Here is a 20,373-nt window from a genome sequence, read left to right on the forward strand (position 1 = left end):
ACACTTGGGGATCTGCGTTGCGAAATCCTCCACCGGGTACGAACTTATTCTGTGCGAAAAATTCCCTGCCGCTCAACCGGCTCTGCCGGCATGGCGCCAAATACCCGCTTGGCTAAGCAACTGCATGGCATGGCGCCTGCCTTCTTGGCGACTAGCTGATTAGTTAAGCAACGACTCCCTGCGGTGCGCTTTTTTTTGATGCACGGCCGCGTTTTGGCGGGACCAGTCCAGGTATAAGCGCCTTAAATGCCTGGAACTTCTCGTCCGTTTTTGCGCCCCAGGATCGGTTATACATACGATTCCATTCGTCGCGGCCTTTATCGCTCCAACGATAGATTTCGGCGGCAAGGTCTTGGGCCATAGTTGCGATGCGTTTCTGATGGAGATCTGGTCCGCCGAGCAGAACCCAGCGCAAACTCCACCAGTCGCAGTCTGCAAAAGCCTTGCTTTTACCTTTAGCTCCATCGGGACGACAACGGCGAAGCCAGTATTTGAATTTTCCGGACTCCCAAAAAATGTCACTGTAGGCGTCGGGCCACTCAAAGTCAGCAGGGATGACTCCCTCTCCTTCAAGCATGGCGCGGGTGCCGCGATATTCGGTAATGTCGATGGCGCGATTGATGTAAATGATCAGTTCTTGAGCATTCGATGCGGCGGAGATGATATTCGACGCGACTGCGACTTCAGCGGTGGGGGATTGCGCGATAGTGGCTTTGACCATGATGGCCTCCGTGTGTGATGGTGGTCCGCACACCCCGTCGCCAAACGGGGAGAGCGGCAGATAGCGGGGTTGGCGAACCGGCACACACGGAAACCGGCATACCCGAAGGTATCCCCACCACTGCCGCTCATAGAGACGTGATGGTACGGACGAAAAAAAGCCGCCAGTCGGCGGTTGTCCGCCATGTGTAATTCGAGTCGCCAAACCCGGTTCCCTTTTTCTTAGGAACAGTTTAGGATAGTCTCGACAACTTGCCGGAGTCAAGTGATTTAAAACGCATCGAGCAAAAACACATCTCAAAAAACTGAGAAGCTAATCAGGTAAGAGGACGAAGAATGGAAATTTTGACCGGGTTAGTGGGCGTACTTATCCATTGGGTCGCGGAGCTCCCGTCGTGGTTAGACATCCATAAGGAGGCAACCGCTTTTATTGGCGTCGTGTTTCTTTTTGCTTACGCTATAAAACATTTGGAGGCGCAGGTAATCCACCTACGCCAGAGGGTGATGTATTTGGAAGAGCAGTTTCTAGCAAGCACTGAGCGCAACGAATCTAGCCAACGACGCTAGACGCAGTTCGCGTTCGACCTTCTTATGCACCCCGGCCCAATTTGACGCACTTCGTCATTTTCGTCAGTTCGTCAAACCGTGCGTCAAATTGACCCGCGTTTCAAACGTGAGCAAGTTTGCGCCTTGCCGTTTGTGGCCTTTCGCTGCGAACCTGTGCGAACCAAATTGCGAAGTGCGGACCTCGCAGGACAATCAGTTGCCCAGCACATCGCGTGCCGTTTCACCTCCGGCGTAGCAACTGCAAGACGCCTATGGGATTTCCTATATCACCCAGATGCTGGGACATTAGTCGGCTTAATGCTCTTACTTCGGGCTGCGGTGCCGGCTTAGGGCTAACAGTTGGCGTACCGGTGACGCGCTCCAGACTGCAACAGCGCAGCTATTTGGTTGGCGATACGTTGCAGAGCTTCGCGGGCTGAAGCTTCCATCTCGCGATTACCCGTGGTTATGGACAGCTCCAGCACATTATGCGCCGTCACCTCCATATCAACTAAACCCATGAATTTTTCGGCAAACTCAAGGTCTTGGCGCGACATAGACTTTTCCATACTGAACTCCTTACTTCCAGTGTCCAGAATCGCAGTACGTCACACCACGGTCTGTGCGCATTCGCACATATCGACCAACATCCGTTTCCCCTAGGCACACCGTCCAGAAGATGAGCTTACACTCAGGCACTGCGCGTGTAACCCTGCGAGAGGCGCAGTATTTGTGAGTTACCTAGCCCCACGCCGACGATCGCACTTGCTGGCAAGTCGCGCAAGTTCTTGCTCAATAAGATTCCATCGTTTCAATGCGTCAGCCGCCGCTAACTTATCGCTGCGATAGAGCGCATCGTTGTATTCGGCACGAGTCGCATTGAGTTTCACCTTCAATAAAGCGAGCTCCGCATATAGGGGATTGACGCGTTCCAACTCCATATGCCCCCCATGTCAATAAAAGCCAACCTTAACGGCCTGGGCCGTAATGGTCTGTGCGGCACAACGCATGGGAAAGTGAGGCAGCTTAACCGCTAACTAGAACCCGTTCGCTGTTGCGCGCTGTTGCGTCCCGTTGCGGGTACAAGGCCGGCGCGGGGAGCATCGGAGCATAATGGCCCTTTCAACGTCTGGGAGACATCCGTGCCTCAATATCAAGTCTGGTACAAAGGAAATGAAGAGCCATTCGAGTTTGCATCTATTGGCCGCCTGAGTGACGCCGAGATCGTGGGCAAGATACTGGAGAAGGAACACATAATCGGCTTCCTGATCACCGACAAGAACAGAGGTCAAGCTGGCGACGTAGAGCCGCCGCTAAGCGAGACCATCCAGCGCAATGGCCTCACTCCCGTCAAGTACACCATGGATGAAAGCGAGATGATCGTTATCGGCTGACCTGGCCTCACACAGACAACCTGACAGCCTCCAGTCTGTGAGCGGCGCTGGAATCAGGCTAGTAAACTTAACTCCGTCGTCTCCGTCCCGCAACGGATCGAGCCAAAATAGAAAAGTGTTCGGAAGCACACAGAAAACGCATTTCAAGTAGCAGACCATCGTTTCCTGCGCCGGACTTCCTGGCGCCACTGCCCCAATACCGACATGCTTCTCGGATGCCCTGAATACTAGGGCATGGGTTCACATGCGAGAACTGCCATGATGCATAACTTCTTGATCGCCAATCGACATGAGCTTGAGCGGCGATGCCGCGAAAAAGTCGCGGCTCGCCCCGATAGATCGCCGAACACACAGCAATTGGAGCAAGGCATCCCGATGTTCCTGGATCAGCTCATCCGCACACTCCAGGCGGAAAGCAAGGGTGATCTGACCCGAGGGCTGGCTGTCTCGGGGCCAGCGACTGGCGCTCCGGACCGCCAAGCGGAAGTAGGGGTGTCGGCCGCGATGCATGGTGCTGATCTTTTGACGCTAGGATACTCGATCAACGAGGTGGTCCATGACTACGGCGATCTTTGCCAAGCTGTGTCTGACCTTTCGATAGAACTCAACGAGAAATTTGATATTGCCGAGTTTCGTACTCTCAATCGCTGTCTAGACAACGGTATCGCCGACGCCGTGACAGCCTTTAGCGACCGTCGCGACTTGATCATTGCTGACGAACAGGCTTTAGAGTCCAATGAGCGCCTGGGATTTTTCGCCCATGAATTGCGCAATCATTTGAGCACGGCTTTCCTCGCGCTGGCAGCCATCAAATCTGGCAGTGTCGGTCTAGCCGGCCCGACGGGCGGTGTACTCGACCGCAGTTTGGTCGGGCTTCGAGGTTTGATAGACCGGTCTCTCGCACAGGTTCGCATTGGGTCCGGCATGACCTTACAACGTTCGGTGTTCAGTCTTGCAAGTTTTATCGGGGAAATGAAATACTCCGCTTCGCTCGAAGCTACGCTCCTCAAATGCGGCTTCCATGTTGAGCACATTTCTGCCTTTCTAATGATCGATGCGGATAAGGATTTACTCTTCTCCGCGCTCGGCAATCTGCTGCAAAATGCGTTTAAATTTAGTGGCAAGGGTGGCATGGTCGTGCTTAGTGTCGATATTGGAGGGGATCGCATTAAAATCAAAGTGAAAGACAGTGGCCCAGGCCTGAGCGTAGAGGCCGCTCGGGACGTGTTCCTGCCATTCACGCAAAGCGGTGTCAACAAAAGTGGCCTCGGACTGGGCCTGTCCATTGCGCGCCGCAGCGTAGAGGCGAATGGCGGCCTTCTAACGGTCGATAGCGAGCCAGGTCAAGGCTGCCTGTTTACCATTGATTTACCTCGAAGACCGGCCCTGTCAGAAACTGACAAACCTCCCGCGCGGCCGGTCGAACAGAGATAGTCTTTTCATTTCCCATGCGACGAAACCTGGCACCACCAAGCTAAGTGGCTATTCAAACTGTAACCGCCGCAAGGAGATCTACAGATTGGGTTTCGTCGGCAACTACGCTATCCTCGTGCTCCACGTCCCGGATACGCCGATCTGCACTCCCCTTGCGACGATTCTGCTTCCCATTGCGTTTGGGCCACATGGGATCAAAAGCATCATCGAAAGTTGTATTTTTCGCCATCAGTCTTTTCGTTTCGCGCTTGACCACCTCATAGCATTCACATACCTGCTTTTCGAGTCCCATCCGATCCAAGACACGGATATGACCACGCCGGCAACTAATTAGCCCCGAGGTTTGCAATCGTCCAGCCGCCTCAGTAATCCCCTCCCTTCGAACCCCTAGGATCGAACCAAGTGCCTCTTGGGTTACTATCAGCTCACTAGTATGGGAATGATCCAGGGTTTGCAGCAACCAGCGACATAAGCGCTGCACCGTCGAGTGATGAGAGTTGCAGACCGCTGCTTGCGACATTTGAATCATTAATGATTCGGTGTATCGCAGCAACAAATCAAAAAGCGGGCCTTTGCGATGGAACTCCTCCAATAGCAGGCTGGCACGCAACCGGTACGCATAGCCAGCGCTATGGACGATTGCTCGATTTTGGGTGGTATGTCCTCCCATAAATAGAGACAAGCCCAGCACGCCCTCATTACCAACGCTGGCAATTTCCGAAACACCTCCATCTTTTAACTCGTGTTGAATCGAAAAAATCGCAGTGGTAGGGAAAAACAGATATCTCAACTTTCCCCCGCTCTCGTACAGCACATCGCCCTGACCCATGGTTAGAAGCTCCAGATGCGGTGAAAGACGGTCAGATTCAGCGGCATGAAGAGCCGCCAACAACTGATTCCTCAGTAGGGGCGACTGATTTGCAGACATGGTATTTCCAGTGAAACGTCTTGAAGCAATTGCTGCTTACGCTCAATGAGAATACGCCAGTCTGCTGCAAATATCACAGTGTTGAAGAATATATAATTAAATTTGCAAGTCAGGGTGTTGTGTGTGGAAGCACACAGACGATCGATACCATACACAACTAGTGAAGTCGCGAGGGGAGGGGCTTCCGATATTGTCGAGCATCATTGTCGGGACGTTTCTTGCCCACCCGAGTCGCCTTCTTAGCCATCTCTGCCATATCCCCGCCGTTAGCCTCAATGAGCGCGCCAACGCCCTGATATAGCCCTTCCCGCAGCATGCTCAAGGTGTCCCCGCCTTGCCTGGTGTTCTCCGCCAATGCCGAAAAGTCAGGGCCGTATAGGATGCGGAAGATCCCGACCAGAATTTCCCGAACGGCGCCCTTTTCATCGACAGGCGCTAAAGCGATAGTCTGCTCGATGAAGTCCATGAGAATTGAGCAGCTATCGCCAGCGACAATAAATGCATGTTCGCTGGCGGCGCCGCCACAGGTCGCCTTGTCCGTCATCCGTTACCCTTCATCGCCTTGGCGATAATGCCAAAGCTGGGGACTTCGCTACCATGCGAGGTTTGCGCAAGGCGCTGCTTGGCGAGATCCATTTGCGCATTGATGTTCTTCTGGTTCTGGATGCCGCCAGGGATGGCAAGAAGAGACTTTGCTACTTCCGCTTGAGTCTGTGGTGAGAGCTTCGACCAACCGTCGCCTATCGTCTTCTTGAAGCTTTCCAGAGGAGACAAGCCAAACCCCGAGCCGGCGGCATCCATGCCTTGGCTGGCGGCGTACTTTTCGCCCGCCACGTCGCTGTAGGCATCGCTCAGCGTGGAGTCGGACAAGGACTGCGGCGCGGTGGCTGCGGCGTTGCCTGAAACGCCCGGTGCACTTGCATCGGGCGTTGGGAGCTGCAAGCCAGGACTTCCGACGCTGGCCAGTGAGCTATCGATTGGCGGCGGCTGAGCGCCCGATGCCAGCGGGGCCAAACTATCGACGCCGGTCATGGCAGGGGCTGCTGAGGTGGCCGCCTGCGCACTGTTGATGATGCCGGTAGCGCCTGCGGTGCCGGCAGCATTCGCCGCACCAAAGCCGGAGCCGGCGGCGTCCATTCCCTGCGACAGCGCGAACTGCTCGCCAGCCACATCGCTGAAAGCGCCAGCAGATGCACCCTCCGCCACGCCAGCTTCGCCCAGGCCTGCGGCAGCAGCACCAGATAGTGCGCCAGCGGCCAACCCACCAAGCCCGCCAACGAGGCCAAGCTCACCGCCTATCTTGACCAAGTTCTGCTTACCAGTGACGACGCCGACGACGGTTGTTAGGGCGCCTACAGCAGCGATAGCGCCCAGCACCGATGCGACGGTTGGGGCCAAGACTGCCCCCATTACTGCGGATACAGCCCATGCCATGTTATACCCCTTCCAATTTGGTTTTCTCGCTCATGGCAAGACATTCTTGTTCGTCGTTCGTGGTGAAAATTTCACGAATTTTTTCAGGATCGCGCTCGTCTGTAACGTGCAGCGATATCCAAACGCATTCGGTTAGCGTATGCACAATCCGTTTGGTGCCGGGCGGCGAGACGACGAAGTAAGGGGCCGTGACGCGCAGCGGTCCGCTTTCAGTACCCAACATCATTTCTCCTCGCGCCAGCATGTTGGAGTTGATGAACTTGTGCACTGAGCCAGATACCACCACGTCAGCGGGAATATGTAGCTCTCGGGCATACCATCCGTCGCCGTAGATGTGCTCTACGCGCAGCTCGACTTGTGGCGCTTGCAGCATGGCACGCTCAAACTCAAATACTTTGGCGCGGTGCTCGGCAAGAGCATGTTGACCATCCTCGACTTGGTCAATTGGAGCAATTTCTGATGGGTTTTTCATTAGTTGTCGAATTTTAAATAGTGGGACACATCTTCTCCGCCGGCCTGCTTAATCGCGTCCTGAACGTAGGCGCTCACATCAAGTGGGCTGGTGGTATCTGGAGTGCCTGGAGTGGCGGCTTTCAGCCCCGCGATGGCTTGATTGAAAATCATGGTTTCTCTGGCGATGGCGATTCCCTTAGCGTCCTTGTCCATTGATGGCTGGATATCGATGTTGGCGACGGCGTTGATGTACGCGGTGTATGCTGCCTGCGCCGATTGGTTGTTTTGCAGCAGGACAGAGTTTGCATCGTGCAGTTGGCTGACTGTTTGCTGACTTTGCGTAGACATCTTCTGCACGGCGAGCTGCGTTGCTGCGTTCTGGTCCGACAGGTATTTCTGCGTCGCGGCGGTCGTGTCGGCACCGTACTTGCTCGTTGCTGCTGCTTGATCTGCCGTGTACTTCGTCGTGTTGGCAGAGGTGCCAGCATTCGCTAGCGATACACCCAGATTCGCGTTGACCTGACCAGCGGTGTTGGCCGCGTTCTGGTTGTCTACGGCGAACTGGTTAGACTGGTCCGTGTTGTAGCCGGCGGCCTTGGAATAGGTTGATGCGTCGCTCGTGGCGATAGGCGTAGCGCCGCGCATCACCGCGTCAATAATGCCCGTGTCTCGGATCGAGCTGTTGCCAGTGAAGCCGCGAGCTGCGGCATCCTGCGCGCCAGCCGTCGCCCACTGCTGGTAGTACGGGTTGTTCGGGTCGATAAGGTTCTTCATCTGCCCCTGAACAGTTTGATCCGGCGTGACGCTCCATTGCGTAGGTGGGGCGAGCATAGTGGGAGTGTAAGCAGTCTGCTGATTGGTCGGATGGAGCGACTTGTATTCAGCGGAGTTCAGTAGCGCTTTATCGACACCCTCAAGCGTGGTGCTACCGTTCGCAAGATTGTTCGCATAGAACTGCATGCCGCCAGGATCTGCATTACGTCCCAATTCCTTGGTGTACAGGTCATTCAACTGGGCCGTGTAGTCTGGGGCTGATGCCGGCGTCGCGGGTGTGGTTGGCGCTGGCGCCCCCATTGCGCCGGCAATGATGCCGGGTTGCGATGTGGCGCTCATCGACGGCGTTTGTGCGTCACCCATTACGGACCGATTGGCCGTGGCGTTAGCCGTCTTGTTGGCGGCAGCCGTTTGATCCTGCGTCGTGACACCGGTATAGATTGATGGTACTGCCATTACGCCACCTCCGCCAAGACCGGCTCTTTGCAGCCGTTGATTAGCCGGCGCAGGTCGGCAGGGTCGAAGCGCAGCGAGCGGCCCAAGCGAATACTTTCGAGCGGCAGGGAGTGTACTGTCTGTGGCGCGATGTCTAGCATTGCAGCGACTTCCTGCAATGTGAGCAGCGCGCCCGTTTCCATCTTATCCTTGGCCTGTTGGGCCAATTCGTTTGATTGCATTTTCATTTCCAGTTGATTTGATGATGGGTCCATTGAATCAGAAGGCCGTGCCAAAAACTGCGACTAGCCGGCACAGTTGAGGGCGGCGTCAATAAGGCGATATGCTTGGCGCCTAGACAGGCCATAGAGGGCCATTAGTCGGTCTCTGATCGTCGGACGAGATATCCCAGCATGGACGAGGCGGCGAGCATGATCGACGCGAGAGGCTTGCACAAGCTCGCGAAGACCGTGTGCGATCCCGGCTTGCATGACGATCTGCTTGAACTGATCGCGGGCTTGAGGAGGCAGGTCTAGCTTTGATGTTGCAGTAATGATCTCTTGAAGGATTGTCGCGCTCACCTTCATGCAACGGCCCTCTCAATCTCAGCGGCAGATGGTATCTCTAGATGGTCACCGTGAGACGGTGTAGAGACAGAGGCCAAAACAGGCTTAATAACACCGTGAGACGGTGCAGTGGGCGAACTCTCTACACCGTGAGACGGTGCAATAGAAGGGCGCCTTACACCGTGAGACGGTTTAAGGACGTTAATTTTCAAAGGCTGATTAATCCGATAGGCGCTTCGTTCAAATGCTGCGGTAACACCAGCGTCATACCCATTAATCCGATCCAGCGCTTGCCAAGTGACAGCGTACCAACTTGCCTTGTTGGGGCGCTGTCCCTTCACGGTTTCGAAAATAAAACCCGCGTCCAGCAGCTCACGCTTTGCCCTGGTGATGACGTCATTACTTGTCCAGCCGCGTGAAGACAGATAAGCGGCGGACGCGAGTAGGCGTCCGTTGTTGTCGCGAACGAATTGGCGGGCAATCTCGACAAGGAGACTGCGTGCAGGATGCGATAAGCGGGCGTATGCCGGGCAATCGAGGACTGACCAAGGCAACGCAGCAAACCCGCCGCCGTCGCGCCCTGATCCGCCCTTATTGCGGTTGCTGCGATCTGTACCCATGTCATCCCCTTAGTGCTGAGAGCCAGGGCACAACAAACACGAGCGGTGCATCTTGCAGAGAGACCAGAATGGATGGCGCGCTGATCCAGATCGGCATGTAGGTCTCGCCGAAACCGGCGATACCCCAAAGGCCAATCCGGCTGATTAATGAGAGTGCGGCGCGCATCACCAATCTGCTCCTAACTTCGCCCGTAGCAGTGCGCGCTGGGTCTCAAGCTCGACTGCTATCAGATTGCGGACGAACGCCGTTGCGTCAAAGCCGAGCTCGGCCGTGAGTTGATGCTCCAGATCGGAGCGCGCCTTAATTAGGCCGACAACAGCATCATGATTGACTTCAGCTTGCGAGCTGAAGGGCGGCGTAAGTTCCTCAATTACGCCTGCGATTGCCATGCAAGTACGTATGGCAGCACGAATCAAAGCCTCACCGCTCTGGTGGGCAATTTGGGGAGTATCCAATTTATTTTCCTAGTCGGGCGGCCTCGGCAAAGACGTCCGGGCCGTAAACGCAAAACGCCCGGCTGCATGGCGGGCGGTTACGATATGAGAAGGTAGTCGTGAATTTATTGTGATCGCTGGGATCGGCGGACAAGCGAAGTTTCGCGCAGCATCGATGCTGCACGCGCCCCATGAGCGCCGACTAACCCCACAAGGTCACTTAGCATGTCCAGTGTGCGCTGAACGACTAGGCGCTCACCTTTGACCGTTGCTCGGCCTGTTCCGTTGCACGCTTTGCACGTGCAATTGATCGTCGCCTTACCGGTGCCGCCGCATGGTTCGCATTTGCCATCCAGCCAATGCGCGAGCGATAGCTCGGCAACCTTCGTATAGAAAGCCTCGTGTGCTGCGGCATCCCACGTAGTGCGCGGAGTCGGCAGCCACTTGCGCTCGATGCCCTTCTTGCGGACTTCGGCGCGCCAGGCTTTAAGAGCGTCAGCTAACCTCGCTCTTTCAGGTTCACCGATTTTTCCACTGGATGTAAGGGATGCCTTTAGGCGGGTAAGAGCACTCCCCAAGCCACCGACTCTGATATCGCTAATAGCAGAGGCAGTCAGGCTGTCGGTCGAAGAGTGGACGGCGTCGTTAGTAAGGTTTCTTGCGGTAAGTGCGCGTGAATACTTTTCGCTAAAGCTCATGCGCCCTCCAGGCTGGATGATACGTGGCCCATTTTTCCCGAGCCCTCAATAAGATGATATCGCGCACATTTACTATGGCGCCGCCCCTCGGCATCGTAAAGTGGAAGGAGCTCCGTCTGGATACTAAACCCGTATTCATTTTTTAGCTGAAACACACGAGCAGCAGGCATCATGATCCCTTGAGAGCGAAGCTCAATGGTAGTCTTCGGCCCCTGACGTAGCAACAGGATTGCCTTTTCAAGTTGGATAGCGGTCGCAGTGGACTTACTATCTAAAATGCGCGGATTAGTGCTAGACTCTGTGCGTACCATTTCATCAGCCGACTCTCGCCCCCCAGCAAGATCGGCATAAGCGCCGGCCTCCACGCCGGCGTTTTGCATTTTTGGATCAGGCATTCGAACCTCCGTTCAAAATAGCGGCGATCTGGTCAACCGGCCAAAGCAGCAGTCTCCCTCGCTTGATGGGGCGAATGCCAAAGCACTCCCCTGTGAGGCAATGATTTTTTAGAATAGTCTGCTTTGCGCGGCACATGGCATGCGCAAACTCCGATGTCCTGATGTGATCGCGCCCTTGAGCGACTAAGGCTAAGGCTGCGGGGATTGGCATACAGGCTTCTTTCATTGTGGGTATCTCCAAATAAAAAGCCCGCCTCCGAATGATCGGATAGCGGGCTGTAAACGAAAAAAGCCGGCGTGTGAGGCCGGCTTGGTAGGTGCTGCGGAAGTTAAAGGCGAAAAAAAACCCGCTTGCGCAGGTATATTGTCATGAAAATTTAGGGCGAACGGGGCTTAAGCAGCTCAGGAGATAGTCGGCTATTTTGACTATCTGCATTTTCTGGTTCTGCCGCTCGGTGAGGTCGAAACCTACATTACGCGGGGCAGTACGGATGTAAGGTTTAATCCTAGCAGCTCAAAAACAATGCCGCAAGGGGAATTTTGACACATCATAATTTGAGACCATTCAGGCCCACAATGCTGCGATCCTATTTACCAACAATTTTTAAGCTTGCTGGCGCTGGTTGGAACTGGATGCCCGCTTGCGCAAGCACCCATTCCTCAATTTGGTCGTGCCACTTGCGTAGCATATCAAGTGGACGGCGGCGGTAGTGCTTTTCGGCGAGAGCACTTGGCTTATGCCCCATGATTTGGGCTGATACGCCGCTGGGCACTTCTACCCATTCGCACAATGTACCGAAGGAGCGGCGCAGACCGTGCAGCGTCAGATGGGGCAGACCAGCTACTGCGAGCGCTTCATTATGAGCTATGCGCGGCTCGGCTAAGCGACCGCTTTCGGACGATGAGCTACTAAATACCCAGGGCGAGGGCGCCCATTCAGCCGGCGGGCGGGCGCCGCTGCGTAGCTTCTTGACGGGCGGCGGCGTGTTGTTGATGCGCTTCAGTGTTTCCAGCAGCGCGGCGAGATACGGCGTCAGCGGGATGATGCGCGAGCCCTCCACCTTGTCGCGAATGGACAGGCTTCGCCATTTGAAATCTATGTCATCCCAGCGTAGTGCCGCCATTTCCTCTCTCCTAGCACCGGTGATGAGTAGGGCTTGCAAGTATGTGCTGATGACAGGGCTGCCGATTTTGCAGACGGCTGTGAACCAGTCTTTCAATTGCTCACGCTGTAGGCAGTCGCCTTCTTTCGTCTTCACTTTCGGCAACGCATCGCGGACCGCGCGCGCGGTGTAGGCATCGGAGGGCACCAAGCCGCTGTACTCTGGAATATCGGCAGACCATCGAATGAAGCCGCGCAGTAATCTGTAGCTCAGGGCGGCCGATGTGGGCCGGCTTGCAGCCTCATCGTTCAGCCATCGGGCGATGCGCTCCCCGGTGAGGTCGGTCAGCAGTTCCGGGAGGAGGGCGGCGAGCGGCCCAGCGCCGGTTTCCCCTTTGCCGCGCTTCTTTGTCTGGCCGCCCTTGTCCGCCAGCTTGACGTGGTCGGTGTAGGTGCGGTCTCCCCATTTGCTCTTCCGCGCCGCGAGATAGACCGGCCATGCGCTCTCCAGAGTAACAGCCTGGCGCCGCGTTTCCAGCTGAGCGGCGTCCGCTTGAGCTCGCTGGCTGGCGCGCACCTCGCGCGGGTCGATGCCTTGGTCGGTCTGTGCTTTGTAGCGCGTCGCCTCGGCCTGGGCTTTCGCAACTGTCCAGGTCCGGACGTCGCCTATTGTGATGCGCAAGGTTTTCCCCTGCAGTCGGGTTTCGAAGATGTACGAGCGTGCGCCGGCGGCGGTGATGCGCAGCCCCAAGCCCGGCGTTTTCGCATCCCACATGATGCTTTGCTGCTTGCCGGTCTCGCATTGGAATGCGGCCACCCGGTCGGCAGTGAAATTGACCTTTGCCACCTATCTGCTCTCCCTGTGTAGGCGCCATGTAGGCACTGTGTAGGCAAATTCTAGCAAACTAAGGGAAGCAATCGGGAAGTTTCTGCAAGGTGGTGAGCGCGGAAAACGTGATTTCTCCTATGGGGAGTGCGATTTATGACAGGCAAGGGAAACTATGGGAAGTCATTGATGGTCGGACTCATAATCCGTTGGTGCCGTGTTCGACTCACGGGAGGCCCACCAGAATTTGTATAAAGAAAAAAGGGGACGATCATTCGTCCCCTTTTTTTATTAGTACTTTGCCGGCGCGTTCGGCGCTGGCGTCGCCTTGCGGATGAAGTCGCGCAGGTCTTCGTTGGACGTGGCCAGGTCTTCCGAACGCAGATACATCATGTGGCCGCTGCGGTAGCCTTCAAAGCGCAGGCGGTCTTTCATTTTGCCGCTAGGATCGAGCTGCCACATGGTGTACTTGGCGTCGAAATAGGTGCAGGCGCCGTCGTAGTAGCCGGACTGTATCATCACCTTCAGGTACGGATTGGCGGCCATCGCCAGACGCAGATTGTCGCCCGTTTTTTCGTTCTTGAAATCCCATGGATGGACGTCGCCGAACAGCGCGTACTTGAGGTCGGTCTTGAACTGCAGCTCGTTGCGCAGGTACTGGTTGATGGCCGGCGTGAACGAATGCAGCCACGAACTCAGCTCGGCGTTGTAGTCGGGCGCGTTGCCGGTATCGCTCTTGTCGATGCCCAGGTAGCGCGAGTCGAGGCGGCCGACGGTCTTGCCCTGCGCGCGCAGCAACTCCTTCCAGAAATGTTCAGGCGGCACCGACAGGTTGTGCTGCAGCAGGAAGGTTTCCGACAGGCCCGAGTAGCGCGCCATCTTGGCGGCGATCTGGGCTTTTTTCTGCGGATCGAGGAAGCCGCCCTTGGCCAGCGCCGGCAGCAGTTCGTCGACGGTGAAGGCTTCGACTTCCGGCAGCACGTCTTTCAGGTCGCGGCTTTGCAGGTCCGCAGGCAGCACTTTCTGGTACCAGGCGGTGGCGGCAAAATAGGGCAGCGCCAGCGCCACGCCTACCGAACCTTCGCGCTTCAGGCCCAGCTCGGTTGGCGACACCAGCACCACGCCGTTCAGATACATCCACTGCGCATTTTGCAGTTCCAGCGCCAGGCCTGCCACGCGCGAAGTGCCATAGCTTTCGCCGATCAGATATTTGGGCGAGGTCCAGCGGCCTTCGCGCGAAACGAAGGCGCTGACCCATTCCGCCAGATAGGCGATATCGGCATTGACGCCGAAGAAGCGGGCGCGGTCGTTCTTGCCGTCCAGGACGCGCGAGAAGCCGGTGTTGACCGGATCGATATAAACGATATCCGCGACGTCGAGGATGGAGTGCGGATTGTCGTGCACGCCGTAAGGCTGGGTTGGATAGCCTTCGGCATCGAGGTTCAACAGTTTGGGACCGGTGTAGGCGATATGCATCCACACCGACGCCGAGCCCGGCCCGCCGTTAAACGACAGCACCAGCGGGCGCCGGCTTTTGTCGGCCACGTCGGTGCGCTGGTAGTAGGTGTAGAACAGCGATGCGATCACCTTGCCGTCCTTGTCCCACACCGGCTGGGTACCGGCTGTCACTTTGTATGGAACGCTCTTGCCCTTGATGACGACCTGCGCCGTTTTGCTGACCTGCGTGTCGGCCTTGAGCACGCGCTCATGGGCCAGCAGATCGGCAGCGCGTTCCTTGCCGAGTGCCGGTGTAGCCGCAGCGGTGGCGGGCGCTGACGCTGCGGCCGCGGGTTCCGCATCCTGCGCGGAGACGGTCGCGCTCAACACCAGCAGCAACATGGCAAGCTTGGATTTCATACACAACTCCCGGAGGTGAAATAACCAATAGTAGTTCAGCTTCGGGCTTGCAGTCCAGTTGCTGCTGGTCAGGTTTTGTCGGAGGCTTCCACTGGGTGCCATTTTGGCGCCAGCGTGCTATTCTTAATCGCGAGATCGCCGCTGATATGAGGAGCTTCTGCTATGGACACCGTAGAGCGAGGCATGCAGGAAGCTGCCGACCTGACCGGTGCGACGTTATACCAGTTCTTGGTTCAAGCGGCGCTGGAGAAGGCTGACAAAATTATCGACCGTGAGCGGGTGATTGTCTTCTCGCGCGAAGATGCCGCCTTATTCGTCGAGTTGCTTGATAATCCGCGTCCAGCGAATGACAAGTTGGTGCGAGCATTTGAACGGCACAAGACCAAAGTTCAACATGGCACACTCGATAGCACCGCTGACGGAAGTACATGATTTGTCCCTTTAGTCTCTGATCCGTTGACTTTGTTCATGCCAATCAAGCAGTTTCCGCCAGCATAGAGCAGTCTCAGGACTTATCGTTTGCTTCTGCTTCCCGCACATCCAGCATCGCAATCACCAGATCAGCCTCGGCCAGAAACTCCTTCACCGGGAAGCCATCTTCCAGCGCCACCACGGCGCCGCCGGCAATCTTCTCGTTGCCGCCTGGCGAATTCGGCATGAAGGCGAACTGCGGGAACTTGGTCTTGCCATGCTGGGCGATGTCGCGCAGCGTGCGCGGGGCGGCGCGCAACAGGCCGTTGCGGACGTGACGCTGGCGCTCTTCGTTGCGTTCTTTCACCAGCGCCGTCAGGCGTTCAACTTCCTTGTGCAGACGGTCGGACTCGGCTTGCAGGTTGCGCAGGCCGTCGTCGCTGAGCGCGTCTTCCCATTGCGTCAGCTTCAGCAGGCCGCGCTTGTGCAGCGCTTGTCGTTGCAGGTCCAGGTCGACCGTGGACAGGCGCAGTTGATGCGCTTCCAGATCCTGCTGTTCGTTCACGTCGCCGTTGGCGCGGTGCCATTTGTCGCTGAAGTCGAACACCAGTCCGTCGAAGTAGAAATACATCGGCAGGCCTTGTTCGATCAGCTGGCTGGAGGTCTTGTTCCAACGGCTGGCCAGTTCGGCCAGCGTCAGGGTGATAGGTTCGATGATGGGCATTGTTGTCGCGAGTAGAATCCAATCCGGGATTTTCTCACAGACCACAGGTCAATGGATATCCTTGGCTTGCGCTTGCGCCTCCATCTCGCATTGCTTGCGCGCTTGCGTGCAGGCGTTCAGGACCTCGGTGTACCGCACCATTTGCCGGCGCGCGATCAGGTCTTCCCGGAATTGGTTGCGCACGCTTTCGGGCGATTTTTTCAGCTGCTGGGACAAGTCCGCGACGGCTTCCTTGTAGCGCTTTAACTGCCAGGCCTGGATGGCCGCGCGTTCTGCGGGCGGCGGCGCTGGCATCGTGCGCTGCTTGTCGTCGTCCAGATACGATTTGGGGAAGCTGATTTCCATGCGGCCGTCCGGCTGCACGGCAACCCACAGCGTGCGGGGGCTGTCATATTTCGGCACCGCCAGCGGCACGGTCGTCAACTTCCCGTCCGGCAGCGAGCGGTACTCGACGTTGACGCGCAGCGATGCATTCCATGTCTTCGGCAGGTAGAAGCAGCAACTCGGTACGCTGCTCATGTAGGGATGCAGTGGATCGGTATCGACCGCGTTTTTCTTGTTGGACGCCGCGCTCAGGCCGATCTGGATATTTTTCCCGCTGTAGTTCAAGGCGCTGACCTCGACCTTCTGCTCCGTAGCCTGCGGCTGGTAGTCGTTCACGCCGCGTTCGCCGCGCTCCTGGTGATCGGCGACGAGCGGACGACGCTTCAATTCTATCGTTCCCAGTTGCACCATATGCGTCAGGTAGCCCGTCTCGGATTTGCCGGCGCGGGAGAATACGCCTTGCGGCAACTGATACAAGGCCCCCAAGCCCTCCACCGACAGCGTGACAACCTTGGGATCGTGGGGGAAGGGGCCGGGCATGGCCCACTGTTCGGACGGCTCTCCGATCTTGCCTTCATTCGGGCCGGACCAAGCGCCGGCGTTGATGAAGACGGTGTACCCGTCGTCCAAAAATTTCTGGATCTTCAGCATATCCACTTCCGCGCCCGTGTGCGGATCGATGGTGGAATAAATGCCGGAAAATACATCCTTATCCGCCGCCCCGCTCACGGCCGGCAGCGACAGGGCGAGGCAGCCGGCGGCCACGGTAAGCAAGGTTTTCATCAGATTTCATGGCGAAGTGTATATTTTACAATATTACCCCTTCGTCACAGAAGCCGCCGCACGCCTCAGCGCAGGCGTTTGCGCATGAAGATGGTCGCCTGCGGATTGTCGTTGTAGCGCTCGCAGCGTTCGTAGCCCAGCTGTTCGTACAGCCGGATCGCCGCGTGCAGGTCGTCCTTGGTGTCGAGGTAGACGGCGTTGTAGCCGGCTTGCGCGGCGTGGCTTTCCAGCACCTGCATCAGCGCTTCGGCCAGACCGCGCCGGCGGAAACGGTCTACCACATACAAGCGCTTGCATTCGGCCGCGCCTGCCACTTCCGACAGCGCACGCATGGCCACGCAGGCGGCCGGCACACCGTCCACGTAGGCGATCCACATGGCCGCGCTGGCGTCGTTGAGGAAGGCGCGGATGGCGTCGTCGTCGTCGCGCAGCACGACGTTGATCAGGTCGAAATATTCGTACAGCAGATGCCGTGCGTCGTCGAGCTGGGCGGCGGTGGCGCGGACCACGCGCGTGGCCGGGGTCGACAGGATGTGCTGCACCTTGCGCATCGCGTCCAGCAATTCCGTGCGCTGCGATTCACCCAGCTGGCCCAGCATGCGCACTGTTTCCGCCGAGACGCGATGGTTGATGTCGGCGATGACGACCTGGCCCGCATCGGTCAGGCTCAGCAGGGTGGCGCGCTTGTCCTGTTCCGAACGCACGCCGTTGATCAGGCCGCGCTCGCTGAGCGAACGCACCAGGCGGCTCATGTAGCCGGCATCCAGGCCCAGCTTGTTGCGCAGATGGTTGGCGGTGCAGCCGGGATTCATCGACAGTTCGTACATGATGCGGCCTTCGCTGAGCGAATAGTCCGTGTCCAGGTAGCGCCCGCGCAGCAGGCCCAGGTGGACCGTGTAGTAGCGGTTGAACTGACGCACGACGTCGGCTTGCTGTTGCATGTCCTGATGCATGGCTTTCTCCATGTGCTTGCTTTTGGCAACTATATCGACGAAGTGCGGTGCAGTCAACCGGGCGTGCATGTAAAATGGCAGCTTCCATTAGCGGAGTAGCGACGATGATGTTTTTAAAAGTTCCGTTTGCGGAAAAAGATGAAGCCAAGGCCCTGGGCGCACGCTGGAACGGCGAGCGCAAGGCGTGGTACGTTCCCGACGGCAAGCCGACCGAACCCTTCGAACGCTGGCTGGCCCCCGGCGGCGCCGATTTCCTGCCGGCCAAGGCCTCGGTGGCGCCGAAAGCCAAGCCCTTGTCGGTCGATTCGTATGTGGGCAAGTCGGTGGTGGGCAAGTTTTACCAGGAATTGCCGCACGACTGTAATCCCTTCGAGGCATGTCCGGTCTGCGCGCCGGTGCTCGCCAGTTCCGGCTGGCAAGCCGCCCACGACAGCGTCGATCAGATGCTGTCGGCACTGCGCGCCTGATCCGCAAGGCCTGGGCCTTAAAGCAGCCATTTGCGTGCTGTAGCGATCATATTGTCCGACAATGACCGGGTAAGCGCCGTCTGGATATCCCAGCGGTGCCAGATCAGCGGCACATCCAGCGTGTCGCCGGGCGTCATTTCCACCAGCGTTCCCGCCTTCAATTGCTGCTCGCACTGCAAGAGCGGCACCATGCCGTAGCCGAAACCCGCCTCGATAAACCGTACAAAACCATCCGAACTGGCCAGAGAGTGATGTGGATAGTGGCCGCTGTAGCCGGTGCGGCGGGCGATGTAGCGTTCTTGCAGCGCATCTTTGCGGTCGAAATTCAGCGCCGGCGCCAGTTGCACGGCGGCGGCCGTCATGCCGTCCGGGAACCAGCGCTGGGCAAACGCCGGGCTGGCGACGCAGTGGTAGCGCATGATCCCCAGCGGCGTCGACGTGGTTCCGGCAACTTGCGCCGATTCGCTGGTCACGCAGCCGAACACCCGGCCTTCCCGCAACATGGTCAGCGTATGGTCCTGGTCGTCCAGGCGGATGTGGAGCAGGCACTGGCCGCTGTGCATCAGCGGCGTTACCGCTTCCTGCACCCAGGTTGCGGCGCTGTCGGCGTTGACGGCGATGGCGATCTCCGGTCGCGCTTCGCCCAATTCCGGGCGGTGGAGCAGCGCCGCCTCCAGCAGGCGCACTTGGCGGTAATGGGCGATCAGCCGCTGGCCGGCCTCGGTGGGCGAGGGCGGCTGGCTGCGCACGATCAGCAGTTCGCCGGCGCTGTTTTCCAGCATGCGTATCCGCTGCGAGACGGCGGATTGCGTGATCGACAAGGCCAGGGCCGCCTTGTCAAAGCTTCCATGATCGATGACGGCATCCAGCGCCGCCAGGCCGCGATAGTCTACCTGCTTCATTAGCCGCTCTAATATTTGGTCAATAATATTAATTATACTTATCTTCTCTGGCTAAGTAAGCTGTCACCTTCGTTCTGGGAGAAAAATATGGAAGTTACTGCTTTTTTAAAGGGAATCGGTCTGGGAGGTAGCCTGATCGTCGCTATCGGTTCGCAAAATGCTTATTTACTGAGGCAAGCGTTGAAAAGGGAATTTGTGCTGACCTGCATCGCTATTTGCGTAGTCTGCGATGTCGTTTTAATCGGCGCGGGCGTGGCCGGCATGGGCCAGCTGATTACGGAAGCGCCGGCGCTTTTATTCTGGATTAAGATCGCTGGCGGCGGCTTTTTATTCTGGTATGGATTGCGAGCTGCCCGTTCGGCTTTGAATCCCGGCGCAATGACGGCTGGCGACAGCGTCCCGGCCGGCGACCGTCGCACGGTTATCGCCGCCATGTTGGCATTCAGTTTATTGAATCCGCATGTCTATCTGGATACCGTCGTATTACTTGGCTCGATTGGCGGGCAGCAGGCCGGCAATGGGCGCCTGTATTTTGCATTGGGCGCCATGCTTGCTTCTTTATTGTGGTTTAGCAGCCTGGGGTTGGGCGCCCGTTATTTAACCCCGGTGTTTGCCAAGCCACGCGCGTGGCAAATACTGGATGCTGTGATCGCACTGGTAATGTGGGGTCTGGCTATCTCCTTATTCGCTTGATGTAATTGAATAGATCGGCAACAAGCGGCGTCACTGCCTATCCGCGCGCTGCGCTGGGGCAGGGCTAGCCAAGCTGAAAATTGGCAAGTACATGCCAATTTTTGGCATAAAAAGCATGGTTCCCGGGGCTTTTTCTGGCGGACAGGCGCATTGTGCCAATCGGCAACACCGTATCCGGCCCGAGATACCGCCAGCGCAGCCGTTCGGCATACAATGGAGATAGTTACCTCAAAAACAGTTCTTCAGGATTCCGAGCCAGAAGACGGCCGATATATATGAGCACGGACCTCAGTAATTACGCCCACCTCTCCGCAGTAGCGGCCGCCTTTGCGGCGGACGCTATTCTGAGTACATTGCTTATTTTCCTGTGGCTTATGCAACGCAAGGAAAAACATGCCCTGTTCTGGGGGCTGGGGCAGTTGTCGGTAATGAGCGGAATTATTATCTGGTTCATCGGCGACCGTGTATTTTCCGAAACCCTGCGTATTCAACTATGCGC

At 57.2% G+C, this 20,373-nt stretch carries 24 protein-coding genes; 5 read left to right on the plus strand and 19 right to left on the minus strand.

Going from position 1 to position 20,373, the window contains the following annotated elements; genetic code table 11:
* Window positions 1-163 precede the first annotated feature (163 nt).
* Both V6M89_RS21810 and V6M89_RS21815 read right to left on the minus strand, forming a co-directional pair.
* Window positions 164-721, minus strand: coding sequence for a hypothetical protein (locus V6M89_RS21810; RefSeq protein ID WP_332855146.1), 558 nt, complete (start codon window positions 719-721; stop codon window positions 164-166).
* 898 nt (window positions 722-1,619) lie between these two features.
* Entirely contained in the window at window positions 1,620-1,835 is a 216-nt protein-coding gene (locus tag V6M89_RS21815) for a hypothetical protein (protein WP_332855147.1), read from the minus strand.
* 573 nt (window positions 1,836-2,408) lie between these two features.
* Here V6M89_RS21815 and V6M89_RS21820 point away from each other — a divergent pair.
* Both V6M89_RS21820 and V6M89_RS21825 read left to right on the plus strand, forming a co-directional pair.
* Window positions 2,409-2,660 (plus strand): hypothetical protein, encoded by a 252-nt coding sequence (locus tag V6M89_RS21820; RefSeq protein WP_332855148.1) that lies wholly within the window; start codon window positions 2,409-2,411, stop codon window positions 2,658-2,660.
* Window positions 2,661-2,918: 258 nt separating this feature from the next.
* Window positions 2,919-4,094 (plus strand): sensor histidine kinase, encoded by a 1,176-nt coding sequence (locus tag V6M89_RS21825; RefSeq protein ID WP_332855149.1) that lies wholly within the window; start codon window positions 2,919-2,921, stop codon window positions 4,092-4,094.
* Between the two features lie 52 nt (window positions 4,095-4,146).
* On the opposite strand, the gene V6M89_RS21830 is transcribed toward V6M89_RS21825, so the two are convergent.
* From V6M89_RS21830 to V6M89_RS21890, 13 genes are all read right to left on the minus strand, one after another.
* Window positions 4,147-5,022 carry a Crp/Fnr family transcriptional regulator gene (locus V6M89_RS21830; protein WP_332855150.1) on the minus strand — a complete coding sequence of 292 codons (876 nt, stop codon included), beginning with the start codon at window positions 5,020-5,022 and terminating at the stop codon, window positions 4,147-4,149.
* Window positions 5,023-5,179: 157 nt separating this feature from the next.
* On the minus strand, window positions 5,180-5,566 hold the full coding sequence (locus V6M89_RS21835) for a hypothetical protein (RefSeq protein ID WP_332855151.1): 387 nt from the start codon (window positions 5,564-5,566) through the stop codon (window positions 5,180-5,182).
* Window positions 5,563-6,456: a hypothetical protein gene (locus V6M89_RS21840; protein ID WP_332855152.1), complete on the minus strand. Its 894-nt coding sequence runs from the start codon at window positions 6,454-6,456 to the stop codon at window positions 5,563-5,565. Before V6M89_RS21840 ends, V6M89_RS21835 begins: the two co-directional genes overlap by 4 nt.
* Window position 6,457: 1 nt before the next feature.
* Window positions 6,458-6,928 carry a hypothetical protein gene (locus tag V6M89_RS21845; protein WP_332855153.1) on the minus strand — a complete coding sequence of 157 codons (471 nt, stop codon included), beginning with the start codon at window positions 6,926-6,928 and terminating at the stop codon, window positions 6,458-6,460.
* Complete coding sequence (locus tag V6M89_RS21850) at window positions 6,928-8,139, minus strand: DUF4214 domain-containing protein (protein ID WP_332855154.1); 1,212 nt, start codon at window positions 8,137-8,139, stop codon at window positions 6,928-6,930. Before V6M89_RS21850 ends, V6M89_RS21845 begins: the two co-directional genes overlap by 1 nt.
* Window positions 8,139-8,360, minus strand: coding sequence for a helix-turn-helix domain-containing protein (locus V6M89_RS21855; RefSeq protein ID WP_332855155.1), 222 nt, complete (start codon window positions 8,358-8,360; stop codon window positions 8,139-8,141). The genes V6M89_RS21850 and V6M89_RS21855 overlap by 1 nt, the downstream gene beginning before the upstream one ends.
* A gap of 341 nt (window positions 8,361-8,701) precedes the next feature.
* Window positions 8,702-9,304 carry a hypothetical protein gene (locus tag V6M89_RS21860; protein WP_332855156.1) on the minus strand — a complete coding sequence of 201 codons (603 nt, stop codon included), beginning with the start codon at window positions 9,302-9,304 and terminating at the stop codon, window positions 8,702-8,704.
* Window position 9,305: 1 nt separating this feature from the next.
* Complete coding sequence (locus V6M89_RS21865; protein WP_332855157.1) at window positions 9,306-9,470, minus strand: hypothetical protein; 165 nt, start codon at window positions 9,468-9,470, stop codon at window positions 9,306-9,308.
* Window positions 9,470-9,760, minus strand: coding sequence for a hypothetical protein (locus tag V6M89_RS21870; protein ID WP_332855158.1), 291 nt, complete (start codon window positions 9,758-9,760; stop codon window positions 9,470-9,472). Before V6M89_RS21870 ends, V6M89_RS21865 begins: the two co-directional genes overlap by 1 nt.
* Before the next feature lie 104 nt (window positions 9,761-9,864).
* Complete coding sequence (locus V6M89_RS21875; protein WP_332855159.1) at window positions 9,865-10,437, minus strand: hypothetical protein; 573 nt, start codon at window positions 10,435-10,437, stop codon at window positions 9,865-9,867.
* Entirely contained in the window at window positions 10,434-10,832 is a 399-nt protein-coding gene (locus V6M89_RS21880; protein ID WP_332855160.1) for a helix-turn-helix domain-containing protein, read from the minus strand. The genes V6M89_RS21875 and V6M89_RS21880 overlap by 4 nt, the downstream gene beginning before the upstream one ends.
* 587 nt (window positions 10,833-11,419) lie before the next feature.
* On the minus strand, window positions 11,420-12,781 hold the full coding sequence (locus tag V6M89_RS21885; RefSeq protein WP_332855161.1) for a tyrosine-type recombinase/integrase: 1,362 nt from the start codon (window positions 12,779-12,781) through the stop codon (window positions 11,420-11,422).
* A 270-nt stretch (window positions 12,782-13,051) separates the two neighbouring features.
* The gene (locus V6M89_RS21890) at window positions 13,052-14,617 is read right to left on the minus strand and encodes a S10 family peptidase (RefSeq protein WP_332855162.1); all 1,566 of its coding nucleotides are present in this window, start codon (window positions 14,615-14,617) and stop codon (window positions 13,052-13,054) included.
* 162 nt (window positions 14,618-14,779) lie between these two features.
* Between V6M89_RS21890 and V6M89_RS21895 the strand changes: the two genes are divergently transcribed.
* The gene (locus tag V6M89_RS21895) at window positions 14,780-15,049 is read left to right on the plus strand and encodes a type II toxin-antitoxin system TacA family antitoxin (RefSeq protein WP_332855163.1); all 270 of its coding nucleotides are present in this window, start codon (window positions 14,780-14,782) and stop codon (window positions 15,047-15,049) included.
* Window positions 15,050-15,122: 73 nt separating this feature from the next.
* On the opposite strand, the gene V6M89_RS21900 is transcribed toward V6M89_RS21895, so the two are convergent.
* The 3 genes from V6M89_RS21900 to V6M89_RS21910 all read right to left on the minus strand — a co-directional run bounded on the left by V6M89_RS21900 (window position 15,123) and on the right by V6M89_RS21910 (window position 17,812).
* Complete coding sequence (locus V6M89_RS21900) at window positions 15,123-15,752, minus strand: hypothetical protein (RefSeq protein ID WP_332855164.1); 630 nt, start codon at window positions 15,750-15,752, stop codon at window positions 15,123-15,125.
* 48 nt (window positions 15,753-15,800) lie between these two features.
* Window positions 15,801-16,859: a hypothetical protein gene (locus tag V6M89_RS21905; protein ID WP_332855165.1), complete on the minus strand. Its 1,059-nt coding sequence runs from the start codon at window positions 16,857-16,859 to the stop codon at window positions 15,801-15,803.
* 65 nt (window positions 16,860-16,924) lie between these two features.
* Entirely contained in the window at window positions 16,925-17,812 is an 888-nt protein-coding gene (locus tag V6M89_RS21910; protein ID WP_332855166.1) for a bifunctional helix-turn-helix transcriptional regulator/GNAT family N-acetyltransferase, read from the minus strand.
* Window positions 17,813-17,916: 104 nt separating this feature from the next.
* Here V6M89_RS21910 and V6M89_RS21915 point away from each other — a divergent pair, with 104 nt between their 5' ends.
* Window positions 17,917-18,279, plus strand: a complete 363-nt coding sequence (locus V6M89_RS21915) for a DUF5710 domain-containing protein (protein WP_020701289.1) — start codon at window positions 17,917-17,919, stop codon at window positions 18,277-18,279.
* 17 nt (window positions 18,280-18,296) lie between these two features.
* Here V6M89_RS21915 and V6M89_RS21920 read toward each other — a convergent pair whose 3' ends face one another.
* Window positions 18,297-19,181, minus strand: a complete 885-nt coding sequence (locus V6M89_RS21920) for a LysR family transcriptional regulator ArgP (RefSeq protein ID WP_332855167.1) — start codon at window positions 19,179-19,181, stop codon at window positions 18,297-18,299.
* An 87-nt stretch (window positions 19,182-19,268) separates the two neighbouring features.
* On the opposite strand from V6M89_RS21920, the gene V6M89_RS21925 reads away from it, so the two are divergent.
* Window positions 19,269-19,874, plus strand: a complete 606-nt coding sequence (locus V6M89_RS21925) for a LysE/ArgO family amino acid transporter (protein ID WP_332855168.1) — start codon at window positions 19,269-19,271, stop codon at window positions 19,872-19,874.
* Window positions 19,875-20,373 lie beyond the last annotated feature (499 nt).

It is taken from the genome of Duganella sp. S19_KUP01_CR8 (assembly GCF_036688705.1).
In the GTDB taxonomy this organism is placed as follows: Bacteria; Pseudomonadota; Gammaproteobacteria; order Burkholderiales; family Burkholderiaceae_D; genus Rugamonas.